At 64.3% G+C, this 20,591-nt stretch carries 18 protein-coding genes; 12 read left to right on the forward strand and 6 right to left on the reverse strand.

The window, feature by feature from the left end:
* Window positions 1–24: 24 nt before the first annotated feature.
* The 3 genes from GAK28_RS17830 to rsmG form a co-directional block, all read right to left on the reverse strand.
* The gene (locus GAK28_RS17830; protein ID WP_291782281.1) at window positions 25–897 is read right to left on the reverse strand and encodes a ParB/RepB/Spo0J family partition protein; all 873 of its coding nucleotides are present in this window, start codon (window positions 895–897) and stop codon (window positions 25–27) included.
* A gap of 9 nt (window positions 898–906) precedes the next feature.
* Window positions 907–1,755, reverse strand: a complete 849-nt coding sequence (locus GAK28_RS17835) for a ParA family protein (protein WP_291782284.1) — start codon at window positions 1,753–1,755, stop codon at window positions 907–909.
* 90 nt (window positions 1,756–1,845) lie between these two features.
* The gene (rsmG, locus tag GAK28_RS17840) at window positions 1,846–2,475 is read right to left on the reverse strand and encodes a 16S rRNA (guanine(527)-N(7))-methyltransferase RsmG (RefSeq protein WP_291782287.1); all 630 of its coding nucleotides are present in this window, start codon (window positions 2,473–2,475) and stop codon (window positions 1,846–1,848) included.
* A gap of 96 nt (window positions 2,476–2,571) precedes the next feature.
* Between rsmG and GAK28_RS17845 the strand changes: the two genes are divergently transcribed.
* Entirely contained in the window at window positions 2,572–3,681 is a 1,110-nt protein-coding gene (locus GAK28_RS17845) for a restriction endonuclease (RefSeq protein WP_291782289.1), read from the forward strand.
* A 17-nt stretch (window positions 3,682–3,698) separates the two neighbouring features.
* Here GAK28_RS17845 and GAK28_RS17850 read toward each other — a convergent pair whose 3' ends face one another.
* Window positions 3,699–4,136, reverse strand: coding sequence for a hypothetical protein (locus GAK28_RS17850; protein WP_291782294.1), 438 nt, complete (start codon window positions 4,134–4,136; stop codon window positions 3,699–3,701).
* A 282-nt stretch (window positions 4,137–4,418) separates the two neighbouring features.
* Between GAK28_RS17850 and GAK28_RS17855 the strand changes: the two genes are divergently transcribed.
* From GAK28_RS17855 to GAK28_RS17865, 3 genes are read left to right on the forward strand one after another with little or no spacing between them, the layout of a single operon-like run.
* On the forward strand, window positions 4,419–4,688 hold the full coding sequence (locus GAK28_RS17855) for a hypothetical protein (RefSeq protein ID WP_291782297.1): 270 nt from the start codon (window positions 4,419–4,421) through the stop codon (window positions 4,686–4,688).
* Complete coding sequence (locus GAK28_RS17860; protein ID WP_291782300.1) at window positions 4,688–4,951, forward strand: hypothetical protein; 264 nt, start codon at window positions 4,688–4,690, stop codon at window positions 4,949–4,951. Before GAK28_RS17855 ends, GAK28_RS17860 begins: the two co-directional genes overlap by 1 nt.
* A gap of 4 nt (window positions 4,952–4,955) precedes the next feature.
* Window positions 4,956–6,551 carry a PepSY-associated TM helix domain-containing protein gene (locus GAK28_RS17865; RefSeq protein WP_291782303.1) on the forward strand — a complete coding sequence of 532 codons (1,596 nt, stop codon included), beginning with the start codon at window positions 4,956–4,958 and terminating at the stop codon, window positions 6,549–6,551.
* 38 nt (window positions 6,552–6,589) lie between these two features.
* Here the strand turns inward: GAK28_RS17865 and GAK28_RS17870 are convergent, their stop codons facing one another.
* Together GAK28_RS17870 and GAK28_RS17875 are read right to left on the reverse strand one after the other, a co-directional pair.
* A complete protein-coding gene (locus GAK28_RS17870) occupies window positions 6,590–6,901 on the reverse strand; it encodes a helix-turn-helix transcriptional regulator (protein ID WP_291782306.1) in 312 nt (103 codons plus the stop codon).
* A 3-nt stretch (window positions 6,902–6,904) separates the two neighbouring features.
* The gene (locus GAK28_RS17875) at window positions 6,905–7,357 is read right to left on the reverse strand and encodes an AraC family ligand binding domain-containing protein (RefSeq protein WP_291782309.1); all 453 of its coding nucleotides are present in this window, start codon (window positions 7,355–7,357) and stop codon (window positions 6,905–6,907) included.
* Between the two features lie 100 nt (window positions 7,358–7,457).
* Between GAK28_RS17875 and GAK28_RS17880 the strand changes: the two genes are divergently transcribed.
* The 8 genes from GAK28_RS17880 to GAK28_RS17915 all read left to right on the forward strand — a co-directional run bounded on the left by GAK28_RS17880 (window position 7,458) and on the right by GAK28_RS17915 (window position 20,590).
* Window positions 7,458–8,375, forward strand: a complete 918-nt coding sequence (locus GAK28_RS17880; protein WP_291782312.1) for an NADP-dependent oxidoreductase — start codon at window positions 7,458–7,460, stop codon at window positions 8,373–8,375.
* A gap of 315 nt (window positions 8,376–8,690) precedes the next feature.
* Window positions 8,691–9,713, forward strand: coding sequence for a LacI family DNA-binding transcriptional regulator (locus tag GAK28_RS17885; RefSeq protein WP_291782316.1), 1,023 nt, complete (start codon window positions 8,691–8,693; stop codon window positions 9,711–9,713).
* 244 nt (window positions 9,714–9,957) lie between these two features.
* Window positions 9,958–13,017 carry a TonB-dependent receptor gene (locus tag GAK28_RS17890; protein WP_291782319.1) on the forward strand — a complete coding sequence of 1,020 codons (3,060 nt, stop codon included), beginning with the start codon at window positions 9,958–9,960 and terminating at the stop codon, window positions 13,015–13,017.
* 117 nt (window positions 13,018–13,134) lie between these two features.
* A complete protein-coding gene (locus GAK28_RS17895) occupies window positions 13,135–15,972 on the forward strand; it encodes a carboxypeptidase regulatory-like domain-containing protein (RefSeq protein WP_291782322.1) in 2,838 nt (945 codons plus the stop codon).
* Between the two features lie 175 nt (window positions 15,973–16,147).
* Window positions 16,148–17,626, forward strand: coding sequence for a glucoamylase family protein (locus GAK28_RS17900; protein ID WP_291782325.1), 1,479 nt, complete (start codon window positions 16,148–16,150; stop codon window positions 17,624–17,626).
* 41 nt (window positions 17,627–17,667) lie between these two features.
* Window positions 17,668–18,897: a sugar ABC transporter substrate-binding protein gene (locus GAK28_RS17905; protein ID WP_291782578.1), complete on the forward strand. Its 1,230-nt coding sequence runs from the start codon at window positions 17,668–17,670 to the stop codon at window positions 18,895–18,897.
* On the forward strand, window positions 18,894–19,772 hold the full coding sequence (locus GAK28_RS17910; protein WP_291782328.1) for a sugar ABC transporter permease: 879 nt from the start codon (window positions 18,894–18,896) through the stop codon (window positions 19,770–19,772). The genes GAK28_RS17905 and GAK28_RS17910 overlap by 4 nt, the downstream gene beginning before the upstream one ends.
* Window positions 19,769–20,590: a carbohydrate ABC transporter permease gene (locus GAK28_RS17915; protein ID WP_291782331.1), complete on the forward strand. Its 822-nt coding sequence runs from the start codon at window positions 19,769–19,771 to the stop codon at window positions 20,588–20,590. The genes GAK28_RS17910 and GAK28_RS17915 overlap by 4 nt, the downstream gene beginning before the upstream one ends.
* Window position 20,591: the final 1 nt, after the last annotated feature.

The following is a 20,591-nucleotide window of genomic DNA, read 5'->3' on the forward strand; positions in this document are numbered from 1 at the left end:
GCCATTTCCTTACATCACGGGGCCTCAGCGCATCTTGCTGAGGATGCCGTCCAGCTCGTCGTTGCTGTGGTAGTGGATGACCAGCTTGCCCTTGCCGCCGCGGCCCACGGCCACTTCGACGCGGGTGGCGAAACGCTCGGCCAGCTCGCGCTCGAGGTCGGCGACGTTCGGGTCGACCGGCGCGGACTTGGCCTTGCCCTTGGGGGCCATCTGCGCCTTGCGGGCGGCGTCTTCCAGCTCACGCACCGTCCAGCCGTTGCGCGCGGCTTCCAGCGCCAGCGGCTCGGCCACGGTGGAGGGCAGGGTGAGCAGGGCACGAGCGTGGCCCATCTCCAGCTTGCCCTCGTCGAGCAGTTGCTTGATCGAGGCCGGCAGCTCCATCAGGCGCAGCAGGTTGGACACGGCGGCGCGCGAGCGGCCGACGGCGTCGGCGGCCTGCTGGTGGGTGAGGTCGAATTCGTCGATCAGGCGATGCAGGGCCTGGGCTTCTTCCAGCGGGGTCAGTTCCTGGCGCTGGATGTTCTCGATGAGCGCCATCGCGAGCACGGACTGCTCGGGGACGTCCTTCACCAGCGCCGGGATCTCGCTCAGCGAGGCGCGCTGGGCGGCGCGCCAGCGGCGTTCGCCGGCGATCAGCTCGTAGCTGTTCTTGCCGATGGCACGAACCACCACCGGCTGGATCAGGCCCTGGGCCTTGATCGAGGCGGCGAGTTCGTCGAGGGCTTCGTCGTTCCAGTGGCGGCGCGGCTGGTACTTGCCGGCCTGGATCTGGTGGATCGGCAGCGTACGCAGCTCGCCTTCCTGTTCGATCACCGACGGCGGGGCGTCGGGACCGGCGCCACCGCCGAGCAGGGCGTCGAGGCCACGGCCGAGTCCACGTTTCTTCGCTGCTGCCATGGGGGTTCCTTAAGGCGTCGGGGTCGCGTCGTCGGCGCCGGTGTCCGCCGTGGCGACGTCGGCCGAGGCATCGTCCGCCTGCGCGCCCTGCGCCCTGGCGCGATCGCGGCGAATGATTTCCCCGGCCAGGCCGATGTAGGCGATGGCGCCGCGCGAGCCGCGGTCGTAGAGATGGATGGGCTGCCCATGGCTGGGCGCCTCGGCGAGGCGGACGTTGCGCGGGATGATCGAGCGCAGCACCTGATCGCCGAAATGCTGGGTGAGCTGTGCCGAGACCTCGTTGCCGAGGTTGTTGCGCACGTCGTACATGGTGCGCAGCAGGCCCTCGACCTCCAGCGACGGGTTCAGGCGCTGGCGCACGGCGCTGATGGTGTCGAGCAGGCTCGACAGGCCTTCCAGCGCGAAGTATTCGCACTGCACGGGAATCAGCACGCCGTTGGCCGCCGTCAGCGCGTTGAGCGTGAGCAGGTGCAGCGTGGGCGGGCAGTCGATGATGATCGTGTCGTAATCGTCGGCGAGCTTGCCCAGCTGTTCTTTCAGGCGGTGCTCCCGCGCCATGCCGTCCATCAGCTTCAGCTCGGCGGCCGTGAGGTCGCCGTTGCCCGGCAGCAGGTCGAAGCCCGCTTCGGTACGCACCAGCGCATCGCGGATGGGCACCTCGTCGAGCAGCACTTCCAAGCCGTTGGGCTTGGTCTCGTACTTGTCCACACCCGAGGCCATGGTGGCGTTGCCCTGGGGGTCCAGATCGACGAGCAGCACCTTGCGCTTCGCGGCGGCGAGGGCCGCGGCGAGGTTCACGGAGGTGGTGGTCTTGCCGACGCCGCCCTTCTGATTGGCGACTGCGATGATGCGGGCCATGGAGTGTGGTTAGCTGCCGTGCGCGGAAAGGGCGTTAGGTTAGCATCCCAAGCCGCTGTAGGAGCGGGCTTGCGCGCGACGGCCCCGCCCTCAGCCCCGCCGTATCACCACCAGGTGCCTCTCGCCGTCCACGCCGGGGACCGAGAGCGTGCGGATCGCCTCCACGTGGAAGCCCTCGGGTACGCCGTCCAGTTCCTCCGCCGGATGCTTGCCCTTCATCGCCAGCCACACGCCGCCCGGCGCCAGCAGATGCCCGCCCCAGCCGAGCATGTCGGCCAGCGAGGCGAAGGCGCGCGCGGTGACGCATTCGAAGGTGCCTTCCACGTCCTCGACGCGGCTTTGCAGCGCCTTGCCGTTGCCGAGCTTCAGGGAGCGGATCGCCTCGCGCAGAAAGCGGACCTTCTTGCCGTTGGAATCCACCATCAGCACCTCGCGCGCCGGTTCGGCGATGGCGACCGGGATGCCGGGCAAGCCCGGACCGGTGCCGAGGTCGGCCAGCGTGCGGCCCTGGACGTAGGGCAGGATCGTCAGCGAATCCAGCAGGTGGCGCGCGACCATCTCGCGATCGTCGCGGATCGCGGTGAGGTTGTAGGCCGAATTCCAGCGCTCCAGCAGCTCGCGGTAATCGAGCAGGCGCTCCACGGCACCCTCGGGCAGGGTCAGGCCCAGGTCGGCGATGCCGCGCTGGAGCTGGTCTTGGAGGGCTTCGCGGGTCGTCATGCGCAGGTTCCGGTGTCACGGCTGGCTGCGAAGTATGGTTGGCCGGGTCCAAACCCGCTACCGTCCGTCATGGTTTCGTTCTCGAAGGGGTTCGCCATGGAAGGTAAAAAGCGCGGGAAGGGGTTCGACGGCACACCGGTCAGTGTTGGCTATCGCTTCGACGACGCGCTTTCACAGCTGAAGTGGCAACAGTTCGAGCACGTGATGGCGCGCTGGTATCAATACGAAGGCTTCACGGTGACCCATCGAGGCACCGGCAAGGGCAAGAGAATCACGGACGGCGGCGTGGATCTCGTCCTCGAACGGGGCAACCAGCGGATCATCGTCGACTGCAAGCATTGGAAGACGCGGCAGGTACCCTTCAATCCGATCGTGCAGATCGAAGGGCTCCTTGTGCACGAAAAGGCCGATTCGGGCATCGTCGTCATCACGAGCGAGTTCACCGACAAAGCGACCAAACTGGGTAAATCCGGCAACGTCCGGCTGATCGACGGCAGGCAACTGCGCGACATGATCGAGCCTCACCTTTCCTGGCTGCTGGATGACGGGCAACCCATTCCCCTGAAGCCCCGACCCGTGGCTATCGCCGCGCCGATCAGCATGCCGCAGAGGGCTGAAACGACGATTCCCATGCCGCTGCCCTCAAGGGCGATCGACACCGTCCGGCCGGTCCTGCCGACCGCAAAGGTGTCTGTGGTCTCTCGTCCATGGGCACCCCGTCGCCATGCCTTGCGCTGGGCCGCGGCCGCATGTGCCCTACCTTGCCTGGCGGTCCTGTGGGCTACCCACGGGACGTCATCGACGGACGTCGCCGATACCGGGCCGCCGGCTCCCGTCGTCGCGAGTTCGCCCACGCCCCCTCCGAAGCCCGTACGCAAACAGGAACCACCCGCGCGTCCGGTCGTGTCGACTGCGAAACATGCCTCGGGCAGGACGCCGGCAAAGACGGCTCCACCCGCCGACGTCCGCGAGACGCCGGCTCAGGAACCCGCCGTCATCTATAAATCGGGTGATATGAGCGATGCCGAATTCGCGGCCTGGAAGGCACGCAAGGCCGATCGTGAGAATGGAAGGACGGGCGATATCGCTAACGGGACGGCCCCCCGTGCCCCGGAAGATACCGCTTATGGACCGACGTCCACCTCGAATGACGTTGCCACGTCACCGGAAACGATGCGGACCATCCTTCGAACCAACCGACGCTGAGGCCGGTTGCCGTCAACTCAAGCCGCGTCGAGCTCCACGCGGGTGACCAACATGCCGCGCGAACGCAGCGAGCCGTTGACGGCGTGCTTGAGCTGGGTGCCGACGGCGCGGCGGTCGGCCGGATGGTGGCCATTAGCGCTGTCGCGCAGGGCGGCCACGACGTTGCGACGGATCAGTTCCGGGGCCTCGTCGATGACTTCGTCGGCCACTTCGGGCTCCAAGACCTGCCAATAGACCGTGCCGCCCTCGAAGTGGAGCACCTGGCCGCCGAGATCGATCTTGTGGGTCACCTTGTCCAGCAGCGGCAGCACGACATGGGTGCCAGCCGTGAGCAGCACCGGGGCGCGGCCGAGGCGACGCACGCTGTAGACCTGTCCTTCGGGCACACGTCGTACGGACATCGCCGCAAGGGCGAGGAGGACGAAAGCACTGGCGAGAAGGATGCTGATCGACATGGCGGCGACATCAAGAACTTATGGATGATTCCTGTTGCAGTGCGGGAAGAATCGGGTGCACTGCGATGACCGGACTGGGGTGTTAATTCTAATTTAACGCCACGCGTTAACGCCAGTTTTACCAAACCCCCATGTTCAGTTAGCGGAAGGGTTGGTCAAAACTTAAGCAGTGGTCATTTGGCGACCAGGAGCTGGCCGAAAACGGGCCGTCGATGGTCAAGGTTTGACCGGCCGGACACGAATGATAACAATTATCAATCATTCCTCGACCCGGCCGCTCCCATGAACGTCCTCGGCTGCGCGGCGGCGTTCGTCGCCATGCTTCTCGTCTACATCGCCTCGCCCAACCAGCGCCTGCTATCGCGCCCGGCAGGCCGTGTCGCCCGGATCGTCGCTGCCGACTTCGCCGTGCTGGCGCTGGGAGCCTGGATCGCAGGGGAAACGACCTTACCGGGAATTTTCTCAACGCTGACCGCGCTGATGCTCGGCGCCGTGGCGCTGCCTTACCTGTGCTGGTGGCTGCGCCCCGCCGGCGAACGGAAGTCGCGCTGATGCTGGCCCGTACCTTCGCTGGCGCCGTCCTGGGCTTCCCCCTGTCCATCGCGCTGGTCGCGCTGGCGATCTGGCTCTGGCCGGGATCCAGCGAGGGCGTGGTCATCCCGCTGATGATGCTGTTCTTCCCGCTGTGGATCGGCGTGATGGCCGGCACATTTCTGTTCCGTAGCGGCCTTCGCGCCTGGGGCTGGCTCGTGGCCGCCAACCTGCTCGCCTTCGCGGCGCTGTTCCTCGCCAAGCACACGCTGCCCGGACTCTGAAGCCATGAAAGCCACCACCCTGCGCACCTTTACCACCGTGCACACCTGGGCGGGCCTGTTGGCAGGGTTCGCGCTCTTCGTCGCGTTCTATGCCGGCGCGCTGACGATGTTCCACGACGAGATCGACACCTGGGCGATGCCGAAGGTGGAGGCCCATCGCGCGGACACCATGGACCGTGCCGGCGCCATGCTCGCGGATATCGTGGCGAAGCACCCCGCCGCAAGCGAGCAGATCGGCGTGACCTTCCCAGCCGATCACCCGTCCCATGAGGTCGCCGCCTACTGGATGGACAAGGACGGCTGGAAGACGCAAACGCTGGACGAGGCCCATCCGCGCGATTCCGAAGACCACGAACACGGCCTCGCGGACTTCGTCTACGAACTGCACTACGACCTGGGCATTCCCACGGCTGGCCTGTACCTCATGGGCGTCGTCAGCGTGATCTACGGCCTGGCGCTGCTCACCGGCCTGCTGATCCACCTGCCGAACCTGGTGCGCGAACTGTTCGCGCTGCGCCCCGGCCATAACCTCAAGCGCCTGTGGCAGGACGCGCACAACGTGATCGGCATCCTCAGCCTGCCGTTCCACATCATCTTCGCGATCACGGGCGCGTTGCTTTGCCTTACGTCCGTCGCGCTGCTCGCGTTCAACACGCTGGCCTTCGACGGCAAGCTGATGCCGGCCTTCGAACGCATGACCAGCGCCATGCCCACGGTCGAGGCCAAGGGCGGCAACGCCGCGATGCTGTCGCCTGCCCAGTTGGCGCAGCATGCGCGTCGCGCGGCCATCGCCGCGGGCGCGGCGGACTTCGAGCCGGACTACATGCGCTACGTGCATTACGGCCAGCAGGGCGCCGCCGCCGAAGTGCGCGGCACCTCAGGCAAGACGCTGGGCGAGTACGGCATGGTCGCGCTCGACGCCACCGACGGCCGCGTGCTGAAGGTGCAGGTCAGCGGCGCGCGCGACGCGAACCACGCCACGTATTCCGCGATCTTCGGCCTGCACTTCGGTAGCTTCGGCAGCGTGTCGCTGCGCTGGCTGTACTTCCTGCTCGGCCTGGCTGGCGCCTTCCTGTTCTACTCGGGCAACCTGCTTTACATCGAATCGCGCCGCAAGCGTCGCCAGACCCACCAACCCCTGAAGGTACGTGCGATGGCAACGGCGACCGTTGGCGTGTGCCTTGGCACCTGCTTCGGCGTGTCCATAACGTTCCTTGCCAATCTGCTCGGCTCCTATGCGGGCTACGCACCCACGTCGTTCGTGCAGCCCGTGTTCTTCATCGCGCTGGCCATGGCGGTCATCTGGACCGTCGTACGCCGTCCGGCGCGTGCGGCGGTGGACCTTCTGTTCGCCACGGCATTGTTGAGCATCGCCGTGGGCGTGCTCGACATGGCGCTGCACGGCGACCGCCTGCTGCTTACGCTGGCCGAAGGCCGTTATGCCGTGATCGGTGTCGATCTCGGTGCCATCGCCATGGGCCTGGGGTTTGGCTGGCTTGGCCTCGCCACTCGGCAGCGCACACACCACGGCGATCCGTGCAGCGTGTGGTTTGGCGGCAAGGCGGATCGAGGTGCCGTCAAGGCCGAGCAGGTGGCCTGACACTTCCGAAGCATGTCGTTCCCATGCGAGCTATCGCTTCAGGCCGCGGGGGCCTGTCTTGGCTGGCCCAGGAACGAACTGGGCGTCATCGCGGTGACCTGCCTGAAGGCGCTTGAAAACGCGGCGGTGCTGGCGAAGCCCAGCTCCGTCGCTACCTGTGCAATGGCGCGTCCCCGGCCCAGGTGATCCATGGCACGCACGATACGTGCCCGCTGACGCCACGCCTTGAAGGTCAGCCCTGTCTCCACGGGAAACAGGCGGCTCATGGTGCGAACGGAGGTCGCTGCCCGAGACGCCACTTCGCCCACATCGAGTCGGTTGCGATGGTCGTTCAATGCGATCGTCGCCACGCGTTACCCTATGGCACTGCTAGGCAGCGGCAGGAAGGTCGGTGCATCCGGCATGGCGATGAGTTCGTGGAGCATGAGTCGCACGAGCAATTCCGCCTTGCTCGCATCGTGAAGACCCGCCATGGCCTCGACCAGAAGCGCATGCAGCAGCGGCATGGTCCGCAGGGCAAACGCGCGGTCGAGCCCGACCGGGAATGTCCAGGACGGCACGCCATGGGGTTCCCAATGCACTAGCCATAGCTCGGCGTCGGTAAGGATCTCGAGCCGATGGGGCACCCCTGAGGGTACCCAGACCGCCAGTTGCGGCGGCACCAGCCAGCGACCGGCTTCCGTATGCATCTGGACCATGCCCGAAGCGGCGAAGGTCAGCTGCGCCTCCGCGTGCGCGTGCTCGGGCAACGCCTCGCCAGGCCCCTTAAGCGCGCGATGAAAGCTAAACGGCGGTGCAGATGTCATCTGGCTTCTTCGCGATGCCGATTGGCGCCTCATCGATGAGATACACTCATACCATGGCATCCAACACAGGTCGAGCATTCACCGAAAGGAACATACCGTCATGAAAGCCGTGGTCATCAACGCATATGGCGACAACGATGTCGTGCAATACCTCGACATCGATCGCCCTGAACCGCGTGACGGACAAATACGCATCAAGGTGCTCGCTGCCGGTGTCAATCCGGTGGACTGGAAGATTCGCAACGGCGCCGGCGAGCGCATGGGCATGACGCTACCTATCCATCTCGGGGGCGAAGTCGCCGGTACCGTGGATGCACTTGGTGAAGGTGTCACCCGCTTCGCCGAAGGCGATGCCGTCTACGGCATCATCCCGTCAGGAGGATTCGCGGAGTACGCCATCGCCAGCGCAACGGACATGGCTCCCATGCCTGGGCGCCTTTCTTTCACCGAGGCCGCTGCGGTGCCATTGGGAGCACTTACCGCGTGGCAGGCCCTATTCGGCCTCGCTCAACTGTCGCCTGGCCAACGCTTGCTCGTCACCAGCGGCGCCGGAGGGGTAGGCTCGCTTGCCGTGCAGATGGCCAAGGCAAAGGGCGTACACGTCACGGCCATGGCTTCGACCCGCAACGAAGACTACGTGCGTGGACTGGGCGCCGATGTGTTCATCGATTACACGCGACATGACTTCACGCAGGTCGCGAATGACATGGATGTCGTATTCGACACGGTCGGTGGCGAGACGTTCGGGCGCGCCTTCGCGTGCGTAAAATCCGGAGGATTCCTGGTGACGGCCGTTGCTTTTCCAACCGACGAAGGAGAGCGTCATGGCGTGCGGACAGCACGCGTGGTCTGCAAACCCGATGCCGGTCAACTTGCGTCGATCACCGATCTTGTCGAAGACGGCGCGGTCATCCCTCGCGTAGGGACGGTGCTGCCACTTAAAGACATCAAGCAAGCCCTGGCGTTGTCGGAAACAGGCCGCGCTCGCGGAAAAATCGTGCTGACCATAGGGGAGTGAACCCGCAAGGCGATCATCTTGCACCGGTGATCCTCGACGGGCTCATCCCGAGAATCCGATAGCCACGACAGCTATTCAGGCAGATGAAAAAACCGCCAACGCGCCTTATTGCACCGCAACATGCCCTTCCGGGCGATCCAAGCAACTGACCCCGAAAGATTTTTCGGGTAGCTCCCAAAGAGGGTCCATCATGTAATACCCGTTACTCGTGCGACGCAACAAACGATTGATTTATCAGGCTTTACACTCTTCGTGAAAACGTTTACGTTGCGCCCCCACATGCCTATGAAGGGCAGGGGAAAGGGCTGAAGACACGTGAGTGTGACGATCAAAGACGTCGCGAGGATGGCCAACGTATCCGTGGCCTCGGTCTCGCGTGCGCTCAACGGCCATGGCGGCGTGACCGCCGAGACCCAGAAACGCATCCGTGAAGTGGCCACGCGCCTGCGTTATGTGCCGCACAACGCGGCGCGCAGCCTGATCACCCGGCGCACCCAGACCATCGGCGCGCTGCTGCCAGACCTCCATGGCGCCTTCTTCTCCGAGCTGATCCGCGGCATCGATCTCGCCGCGCGTGCCCGTGGCCTCTACCTGCTGGTGTCCAGCTCGCATGGCGACGCCACCGAGGCGGCCATCGCACTGCGCGCCATGCAGGGTCGCGTGGACGGCCTGCTGGTGATGTCACCGCATGCCGATCGCGTGTTCCTCGATGAGAGCCTGCCGATCGTGCTGCCCACCGTACTGATCAACAGCCATGTGCGCTCCGAGCGCCACGCCGCCATCGACGTGGACGACTACGGCGGCGCACGGGCGATGGTGGAGCACCTGGTCGCCCAGGGTCGCCGCCGCATCGTCTTCATCGCCGGTCCGGAAGTGAACCACGACGTGCAGGAGCGCGCCCGCGGTTACCGCGAAGGCATGGCCGAAGCTGGCCTCGGCGAGTACATCACCGTGCTCCAGGGTGACTTCTCGGAAGAGTCCGGTTACCTCGCGGGCAAGCGTGCGCTGGAAGGCGCCATGCGCCCGGACGCGATCTTCGCCGCGAACGACATGATGGCGATCGGCTGCCTTTCCGCGCTGGCAAACGCCGGCGTTCGCGTGCCGGACGAGATCGCCGTCGCGGGCTTCGACGACATCCCGATGGCGCGCTATGTGTCGCCGCCCCTGACCACGGTCCGTGTGCGCATCGCCGAACTCGGCGAAGCGGCGCTCGAGCGCCTGGTGCGGATGATCGACGCCGGCGACGACACCCCGCCCGAACCACGTGTGGTGGTCGGAACCGAATTGGTCGTGCGCGCCTCCACCGGTGGCCACGACACGAGCACGCGAAAGGGCTGACCGCCGTTTCGCCAGCCCTTGGGGGCGTCGTGCCGCGATGCCCCCGGCAAGACAAGCAGCACCCGCAGTATTCAAACGCCAACGCCGATCCGCGAACGCGGTAGCGCACCGAACACGGGCAATCGCCCTTGACGAACGTGGATCAACCACGCGCGGCGGGGTCCTTTTGGGCCGCCAAAAGTGTTCGGTGCAGGACGGATCGGTCCTACACATCTTTTGGGAGAGGGGAAGCATGAAGGCTTCGATGCAATTGAAGAAAAAGCTGTTGGTCAGTGTCATCGCCACCGCGGTCGTGTCGGCGAGCCTGTCGCCCGTCCACGCGCAGTCGGCCAACGCCACGCTGCGCGGCAAAGCCGCGCCGGGCGCCAACGTCACAGTGTTCAATCCGCAGACGGGCCTCACCCGCAAGGCCAAGGCCGGCGACGACGGTTCGTATGTCATCAGCGGTCTTCCCCCCGCCACCTATCGCATCGATGCCGGTCCCGGCACCGAGCAGGACGTGACCTTGCAGGTGGCCTCCACGGCCACTGTAAACATCACGGCCCCGGCCGCTGCCGCCACGTCGGCAAGCGCGTCCGACGCCACGGCGCTGCAGGGCGTTTCCGTGGCCGCCACCACGATCCAGGAAGTGAAGACACCGGAAGTCGGCCAGACGATCTCGCTGCACCAGATCGCCACCATCCCGCAGGTCTCGCGCAACTTCCTCGAGTTCGCCGACACCGTGCCGGGCATGGTCTTCAGCGTGGACTACAAGGGCAACACGTCGCTGCGCGGCGGTGCCATGAACGACAGCTCCGCGAACGTCTACATCGACGGCGTGAGCCAGAAGAGCTACGTGAAGCAGGGCGGCATCTCCGGCCAGAGCGGTAGCCAGGGCAATCCGTTCCCGCAGCTGGCCATCGGCCAGTACAAGGTCATCACGTCGAACTACAAGGCCGAGTACGATCAGGTCTCCAGCGCCGCGATCACGGCGGAGACCAAGTCGGGCACGAACCAGTTCCACGGCGAAGTCTTCGGCACCTACACCAATGACGCGTTCCGCAACCGCACGCCGGCCGAGAAGTACTCCGGCTCCAAGGCGGATTCGGAATCCAAGGAATACGGCTTCGCGCTCGGCGGTCCGATCATCAAGGACAAGATGCATTTCTTCATCGCCTATGAGCAGAAGAAATTCCAGACGCCGGTCACCGTCATTCCCAACAGCGCCAACATCAGCCATTTCAACGGCCAGGACCCGAGCATCTTCCTGCCGGAAAGCGCGCGTGCGCAGTTGGGTCCGTCGAACGTCCCGTTCAACGAGAAGCTATACTTCGGCAAGATCGACTGGGAACTGACCGATCGCGACCGCATCGAGATCAGCACGCAGGTGCGCCGCGAGACCCAGGTCGGCGGCATCGGCACGGGCCTGGCGGCATCCACCGGCCTGAACAACAGCAACCACGACACCCGCGGCACCTTCAAGTGGCAGCATAGTGGCGAGAGCTGGTTCAACGAGCTGATGTTCACGTACGAGAACGCGTTCGTGAAGGCCTCGCCGTTCAACGACGCACCGGGCTACATCTATACCTCGCCGCTGGACCAGGACAACATCCTGCTCAACACGGGCTCGGCCGACCCGCGCGCCACGCAGAACAAGAGCCAGGAAGGTCCGAGCATCTCCGATACCTTCACCTTCAACGACCTGGAGTGGAAGGGCGACCACGTCGTCAAATTCGGCTACAAGTTCAAGTCGGTCGAGCTGCGCGCGCAGGACGCTGCCGCGAACAATCCTCAGTTCTACTACGACGTGCGCGCCGATGGTGGCACCTCCCCGGTACCCTGGAAGGCCTTCTACGCGCAGCACATCCCGGGTGAGGATGGCATCGCGCAGACCACCGCCCGCCAGTACGGCATCTTCGCCCAGGACGACTGGACGGTGAACGACCACCTCACACTGAACCTCGGCGTGCGCTGGGACTACGAGGTCACGCCGTCATACGTGAACTACGTGACGCCGCAGCGCGTGCTCGACGCGCTCGACACACAGGACCCGGGCGCGCCCACCGGCCAGACGTTCCGCCAGACGCTCGCCAATGGCGGCATCAACATCAACGACTACATCAGCAACGGCCGTAACCGCCATTCGTTCCGTGGCGAGTGGCAGCCGCGCCTGGGCTTCTCGTACGACCTCTTCGCCGACGAAGCCCATGTGATCCATGGTGGCGCGGGTCGCGCATACGACCGCAACCTGTACGACTACCTCCAGCTCGAACAGACCAAGCTCAACCTGCCGCAGACCAACCTGTTGTTCAACGTCCCGGACCACGGTTGCGATGTCCGTCGTACGGATTGCATCGCCTGGAATCCGGCCCTTCTCCAGGGACAGGCGGCGCTGGAGGCGCTGAACATCGGTCCGAACTCTGGCCAGGAAGTGGACATGATGAACAACAAGCTGAAGGCGCCGTATTCGGACCAGTTCAGCCTGGGCATGTCCAACACGATCGGCGAGTGGATCACGGACGCCACGGTGAGCCGTGTCATCAGCCGTGACGGTTTCGCCTTCACGCTCGGTAACCGCTATCCCGCTGGCAACTACTTCGCCACCGAGTCGGACAACCAGTACTTCACCGATGGCAAAGACCATCGCGGCGATGCGGCGTGGACGCGCGGTATTCCGGGCCTGGGTGGCCTGATCCTCGGCAACAACGGCATCTCGACGCGCACGACGCAGGTGCTGCTGTCTGCGCAGAAGCCCTATACGCCGGAGTCCGGCTGGAGCACCAGCTTCGCCTACACCTTCTCCCATGCGAAGCAGAACCGCGACATCAACGAGCACTACGCGTTCGAAGAGCCGACCATCCAGGACTTCCCGGTGCTGACCTCGAACGCGGTGTCCAAGCATCGCTTCGTCGGCACCGCCGCCGTGGACCTGCCGTGGGGCATGAACGCATCGATCAAGCTCACGCTCGCTACGCCGATCCCGTACACGGCCAACGCGTGCTACGGCGCCTTCGCCGAGAACGGCTCCAGCTGTACGCCGTCCGTCGGTACGCCGCGCGGCTCGAAGTTCCTCATCGGTGGCGACATCTGGGGTTACCGCGATATCGACGTCCAGCTGACCAAGGACTTCGTGATCGACAAGGACACCAAGATCTACGCCCGTTTCGACGTGCTCAACCTGTTCAACTGGAAGAACTACGCCGACTACACCGCCAACTGGGGTAGCAACGGCGTCTTCAACTCGAACGGCGTGACGTACAACCGCCACGGCAACATCACGTTCGTGCCGCGTACGGCCCGCTTCACCGTCGGCCTGAAGTTCTAAGCACCTCGGAAGAGGGCCGCGCGCGGCCCTCTTCCTTTCTCAACGGACACGGAAGACCCCCGCCAAGCCAAATCCACGCGCATCCACCGAGAGGCACAGATCATGGGAAGCATTAACGTGAAGCTTGCGAAACCTATCGCCATGGCCCTCGGTCTTGCGACCGTGGTCGCGCTGGCACCGGTCCCCGTGTTCGCCCAGTCCAGTACGGCGACGATCCGTGGCCATCTCAATAACGCCCCGGCCAAGGCCTCGGGCGAGGTGGTGGCCACCAACGTCAGGACGGGTTTCGCCGCCCGCGTGCCGGTGCGTGAGAATGGCACCTATACCCTGGCTGGCCTGTCTCCCGGCACCTATCGCATCGACGCCACGGCGAACGGCGCCACCGCCAGCCAGACGGTGACGGTGCAGATCGGCCAGTCGCTCGTGCTGGATCTGGACGTGGCCGGTGCATCCGCCACTGCCGAAAACGCGGCCAACCTGCAGGGATTGACCGTCACGGCGAATTCGCTGGTGGAAACGCGCACCTCCGAGGTCGCCGGCAATATCACCACGCAGCAGATTCGCGACCTGCCGCAGAACTCGCGCAACTTCCTAAACTTCGCCGGCCTCACGCCGGGCGTCAGCACGCCCAAGGACAAGAATTCGAAGTCCTTCAGCGCGGGTGGCCAGCCGAACAACCAGACCAACGTCTTCATCGACGGCGCGAGCCTGAAGAACAACATCCTCCAGGGCGGCCTCGTCGGCCAGGATTCCTCGCGCGGCAATCCGTTCTCGCAGGAGGCCATCCAGGAATTCCGCGTCCTCACCCAGAACTACAAGGCCGAGTACGAGCAGGCCGGCACGGCCATCGTCTCGGCGGTGACCAAGTCGGGTACCAACGAGTTCCACGGCTCAGTATACGACTTCATCCAGTCGCGCGGCATGGTCACGCAAGACGAATTCTCGCGGAAGGTCAGCAACCAGAAGCCCGCCTATCGCCGGCAGCAGTATGGCGCCTCGCTGGGCGGCCCGATCATCAAGGACAAGCTGCAGTTCTTCATCAACTTCGAAGGCAACAAGGAAGATGCCAACAAGACCGTCTTCATCAACAATCCGCGCTACGGCGACCGTCTTCAGCAATACAATGGCACCTTTTCCGCGCCGTTCGACGAAAAAGTCTACTTCGGCAAGCTGAGCTGGCATCCGGACGACAAGAACGATGTCGACCTCAGCTACTCGAACCGCAAGGATTCGGAGACGATCAACTTCGGCGGCACCACCGCCTACGATGCGCGCCAGGTCCGCGACAACAAGGTCACCGACCTCCTGTTGAAATGGCAGTATCGCGGCGACGCCTTCGTCAACGAACTACTGTTGGATCGTGGCTTCTACAAGTACAACCCGCGCCCGGTGAATCCAGACATCCCTTCGCAGAACTTCGTCGGCATCGCGCAGATCGGTGGCGCGTCCGGTCTTCAGCGCAAGGAACAATCCAACTTCACGCTCCGCGACGATGTCACCTTCGACGACATCAACTGGCACGGCCAGCACGTGATCAAGACCGGCGTGAAGATCGCCACGGTCAACCAACACCTGCTGGAGAACAACAGCTTCACGCCGCAGTACACCTATCGCCCTGATTCGGTGAACGGCCTGGCCATTCCCTATTCGGCCGTGTATTCGCCGGCGGGCAAGAGCGCCAGCCTCAAGAACAAGCAGTACGGCATCTACGTGCAGGACGACTGGGACGTCACCGATCGGCTTCAGCTGAACCTCGGTGTGCGCTGGGACTACGAGACCAACGCCACCAACCGCTTCTACGTCACACCGGATGAGCAGGCCGCCGTGGTGCGTGCGCTCGGCCTGTCGAACGACTACATCAGCAACGGTCGCAATCGCAGCGCGTACAAGGGCGAGATCCAGCCACGCCTTGGCTTCTCGCTCGATGTCAGCCCCAGTGGCGACCAGAGCACGACGATCTTCGGCGGCGCCGGCCGCTATTACGACCGCACGCCGTACGACAACATCATCCAGGAGTCGTTCCACGCGCAGTTCCCGTACTACAACTTCTTCTTCTCGGCCAACGGCGCGCCGAACCAGGAAGGCAACCCGACCACCATCTGGCAACCGCAGTACCTAACGCGAGCCGGACTCGACGGCCTGATCAGCGGCGGCAATCCGGGTGGCGGTGAAATGGACCTGATCAACAACAAGACCAAGCCGCCCTACACCGACCAGTTCAGCTTTGGCGTGCGCCAGGCGATGGGCGACTGGGTGGGTTCGGTCACGCTGAGCCGCATGCTCGGCTATTGCCAGTTCACCTGGATCTTCGGCAATCGTCCGGCGCCGAATTACACTTCCGTGCCGGTGGGCCCGTACAACACCGTGCTGATCAACACGACGAAGAAGTACACCTCCAGCTCCGTGCTGATCGGTATCGACAAGCCCTATACCGACGAATCGGGTTGGGGCGTGGGCATCGCCTATATCTACACCGATGCGAAGAAGCAGGGTGGCGATGCCTATTCGCTCGATTACACGACACCCGGCGCCTATCCCGCCGGTCGTACCGCGGAACGCAATCGCCTGGTGATGAACGGCACGGTGAAGCTGCCCTGGGACATCAAGCTGAGCACGCTGATCACGCTGGGCTCCGGCGATCCATACGATGTCGTCTACGGCACGGCGTACAACGATCCCAATCGCGGTCCGCACATCGGCGCCGCCGCACCGAAGAAGGGCAACTTCATCCTTCCGAACGCGTGGGGCTACCGCAACGTCGACCTCGCGCTGTCGAAGACCTTCAAGTTCGCCGGCACGCAGGCACTGGAGTTGCGCGCCGATGCGTTCAACGTCTTCAACTTCAAGAACTACGGCTGCTACACCACGCTCGTGACCGAACCGAACTTCGGCCAGCCCGCCTGCATCGTGGGCGTCACGCGCAGCTACCAGGTGGGTGCGCGCTACAGTTTCTGATGTCTTGTTCGACCGCCGCCTTTCCGCCAGGGGAGGCGGCGGAACATCCCGCGAGGGATTTTTTCCGCCGTGCGATGTAAACGTTTACACCTCATGGTAACGTCCCAGACCGACGCTACCATCGCCTCATCGCCGTTCCCCACGGCGCACGCGACTGCTATCTCCAAGGATCGCTATGCAAGCCATCTCGAAGACATTCCTCTGTGTCGCCCTGGGCGCGCTGTTGACCACCATCGCGCCGCTCGCGTCCGCGCAGAAGAGCGAGGCCTCCACGCCGAAGCGCGCGGTGAACGCCGCGGAACTGCATGCCGTTCCGGCCTCCATCACCGAGCTTCAGAAGCGCAGCTTCCAGTGGTTCTGGGATAGTGGCAACCCCGAGAACGGCCTGATTCCCGACCATTACCCCGGCGACTCGTTCGCGTCCATTGCAGCGGTGGGTTTTGGCCTCACCACGTATGGTGTCGGCGTCGAGCGTGGCTGGATCACCCGCGACCAGGCCATCGATCGCACGCTGGCCACGCTGCGTTTCTTCAACAATGCCCCACAGGGCGATGCGGAAGAGGGCGAGACGGGCTATCACGGCTTCTTCTATCACTTCCTCGACATGAAGACCGGCAAGCGCTACGCGAACTGGGTCGAGGTGTCGTCGGTGGATACGACCCTGCTACTGGGCGGCGTGCTGTTCGCGCAGAGCTACTACGACCGCGATACGGCGAAGGAAAAGGAAATCCGCGACCTCGCCGACGCGATCTACCGGCGCATCGACTGGACCTGGCTGCAGAAGCGCTCGCCGCTGATCAGCATGGGCTGGACGCCGGGCGGCAAGACCATCCCGCACGACTGGGAAGGCTATAACGAAGGCATGCTCGTCTACATCCTCGCCCTGGGCTCCCCCACCCATCCGGTGGGCGACGACACCTGGAGCGCCTGGACCAAGACCTACGACAAGACCTGGGGCGAGTTCCACGGCCAGACCTTCCTCAACTTCGCTCCGATGTTCGGCCACCAGTACAGCCACACCTGGGTGGACTTCCGCGGCATCCGCGACGCTTGGAACCGCGAGCACAACATCGACTACTTCGAGAACAGCCGCCGCGCCACGTATTCGCAGCAGGCCTATGCCATCGCCAATCCCGGTGAATGGAAGGGCTACGGCAAGAACGTGTGGGGCCTGACCGCGAGCAACGGCCCCGGCGGCCTGATCGTGAAGCAGGGCGACAAGGAGCGCACCTTCCAGGGCTATACGGCACGCGGCGCCGGTCGCGACTACATCTCCGACGACGGCACCATCGTGCCGACCGCCGCCGGTGGCTCTATCGCCTTCGCGCCTGAAATCGTGATCCCCGCGCTGGAGGAAATGAAGAAAAAGTACGGCCAGTACATCTACACGAAGTACGGCTTCGTGGACGCCTTCAACCTCAGCTTCGACACGCGCACCGACCTGCGTACCGGTCGTGTGATACCGGGTTTTGGCTGGACCGACACGGTGCACCTGGGCATCGACCAGGGACCGATCGTGCTGATGATCGAGAACTACCGCAGCGACTTCATCTGGAACGTGATGAAGAAGAACCCGTACATCCGCAAGGGATTGCAGCGCGCGGGCTTCTCGGGCGGCTGGCTCGACGCTGACGCGGCGGCCGAACTGTGGTGAAGCCGTTCCTCGGAGCGCTGTGCCTGGCGCTCGCCACGGCGTTGACCGGTTGCGGCAAGGCCGACACCGGTACGCGCGAACTTCAGTTCTGGACCATCGGCCGCGAAGGCGAGGCGGTGGCCCAGCTCCTGCCCGAATTCGAGCGCGAACACCCGGGCCTGCACGTCGTCGTGCAGCAACTGCCTCTGACCGCTGCTCACCAGAAGCTGCTGACCGCGTACGCGGGCGATTCCACGCCGGATATCACCCAGCTGGGTAACACCTGGATTCCGGAAATGGTGGCGCTCGGGGCACTGGAGCCGTTAGACGCGCGCGTCGCTGCCTCGAAGACGATCGATAAGGCCGACTACTTCCCGGCCATCTGGTCCACCAACGTCATCGACGGCATGCTCTACGGCGTACCCTGGTACGTGGACACGCGCCTGCTGTTCTACCGCAAGGACCTGCTCGCCAAGGCCGGCTACGACCATCCGCCACGCGATTGGTCCGAATGGCAGGCGATGATGGCGAAGATCGCCCAGCCCAAGGGCAAGGTCTACGGCGTGCTGCTGCCCACCAACGAATTCGAGCAGCTGCTTGCGCTGGCCTTGCAGCAGGACGAACCCTTGTTGCGCGACGACGGGCGCTACGGCAATTTCCGCAGCGCGGGCTTCCGCAAGGCGCTGGCGTACTACGTGTCGTTGTTCAAGGAACAGCAGGCACCGATGATGACCAACGTCGGCATCGGCAATCCCTGGGCCGCGTTCGGGCAGGGCTTCTACGCCTTCTATCTGTCGGGTCCCTGGAACATCGGCGAATTCCGCAAGCGCCTGCCTCCCGAGCAACAGGGTGACTGGGGCACGACGCCGTTGCCCGGGCCCGATGGTCCCGGCGCATCAAACGCCGGCGGCTCTAGCCTGGTGATTTTTCGCGCATCGAAGCACAAGGACGACGCCTGGGCGCTCGTCGATTTCCTATCGCGTCCGGATATCCAGGAGCGTTTCTACACCATCCTCGGCGACATGCCGCCGCGCCGCTCTTCGTGGAACGCACCTGCGTTGCGCAGTGACGACAAGGCCACCGCCTTCCGCGAACAGCTCGAACGCGTGAAGCCCACGCCACCGGTGGCGGAGTGGGAGCGCATCGTCACCGAGATGCAGCTGGTCGCCGCCCAGGCTGCGCATGGCGATCTCAGCGTCGACGAGGCCGCCGCGGAAATTGATCGGCGCGCCGACCGACTTTTGGAAAAACGCCGCTGGATGCTCGACCACGGCCACAAGGCAACGCCATGACGACCTCCCGCGCCGCCTGGCTTTTCATCACTCCCGCGCTGATCGTCCTCGGGCTGTTCTTCCTGTTGCCGGTGATCGCCGCGCTGGCGCTCTCGCTGACCGACTACGATCTCTACGCGCTGGCGGATATCCGCAACCTTCGGTTCATCGCGCTGGAGAACTACTGGACGCTGCTTCACCGGCCGTTGTTCTGGTCGGCGCTGGGCCACACGGTGTACTTCGTGGTGGTCGGTGTACCGCTATCGATTATAGCGTCGCTCGGCGCAGCGATGCTGCTCAATTCGCCGCTGGCCCGGTTCAAACCGTTCTTCCGTACGGCACTGTTCGCGCCGGTCGTCACCACGGTGGTGGCGGTGGCGGTGATCTGGCGTTACCTGTTCAACACGAAGTACGGCCTCATCAACTACGCACTGGATGCCATCGGCGCGCCCACGGTGGACTGGCTCGGCGACCCGCATTGGGCGATGCCGACGATCATCCTGTTCGCTGTGTGGAAGAACTTCGGCTACAACATGATCATCTTCATGGCCGGGCTCCAGGCGATTCCCGCCGACCTCTACGAGGCCGCGCGCATCGACGGTGCCTCGCCCTGGGCGCAGTTCCGCCACATCACGCTACCCATGCTGAAGCCGACGATGACCATGGTGAGCATCCTCACCGTGTCGGGTTACTTCCAACTTTTCGCCGAACCGTACGTGATGACCGAGGGCGGTCCGCTGCAAAGCACGACATCGGTGCTGTACCTGATGTACGAGGAAGGCTTCAAGTGGTGGAACCTCGGTTCCGCCTCGGCCGTGGCCTTCATCCTGTTCGCGATCATGTTCGCGGTCACCGCCACGATGCTTCGCCTGTCGAAGCGGGGAGAACCGGCATGAATCCGCGCACCGCCAAGGCCATCATCAACGGTCTACTCATCGCCTGGGCTGCCATCGCGCTCGCACCGCTGCTGTACATGGTGTCCGTGTCGTTCATGACACCCGGCGAGGCCAGCGCACTGCCGCCGCCGGTGCTGCCCGACCACCCGACGTTGGCCAACTACCGCCAGCTGTTCATGAACGCGGGCATGGGACGCTACCTGTTCAACAGCCTGGTGATCTCCACCTCCATCACGCTGGTGTCGCTGGCCTTCAACCTCATGGCCGGCTATGCCTTTGCCAAGCTCGAGTTTGCCGGCCGCCAGCGGATCTTCCAGGTATTGCTCGGCGCCCTGGTGATTCCGGCGCAGGTGGCGATGCTGCCGCTGTTCCTTCTGCTGAAGTACATGGGCCTGGTGAACACCTACGGCGCGGTGATCGTGCCTGCACTGGCGACGATCTTCGGCATCTTCCTCGTGCGACAGTACGCCAGCGGCATTCCCAACGACCTGTTGGAAGCCGCGCGCATCGACGGGGCAGGGGAGTTCCGCATCTTCGCGACCATCGTGATGCCGTTGCTCAAGCCGATCATGGTCACGCTCGCGATCTTCACCTTCCTCGCCGCGTGGAACGATTTCATGTGGCCGCTGATCGCGCTGACTGGCCAGGAGCACTACACGCTACCGATCGCCCTCGCGTCGCTGTCGCGCGAGCACGTGCAGGACAGCGAACTGATGATGGCTGGTTCGGTGGTGACCATCCTTCCCGTGCTGGTGTTGTTCCTGGCCTTGCAGCGCTACTACCTGGAAGGCCTGCTGCTCGGCAGCGTGAAGGGCTGAT

The organism is Luteibacter sp. (assembly GCF_009912395.1).
In the GTDB taxonomy this organism is placed as follows: Bacteria; Pseudomonadota; Gammaproteobacteria; order Xanthomonadales; family Rhodanobacteraceae; genus Luteibacter.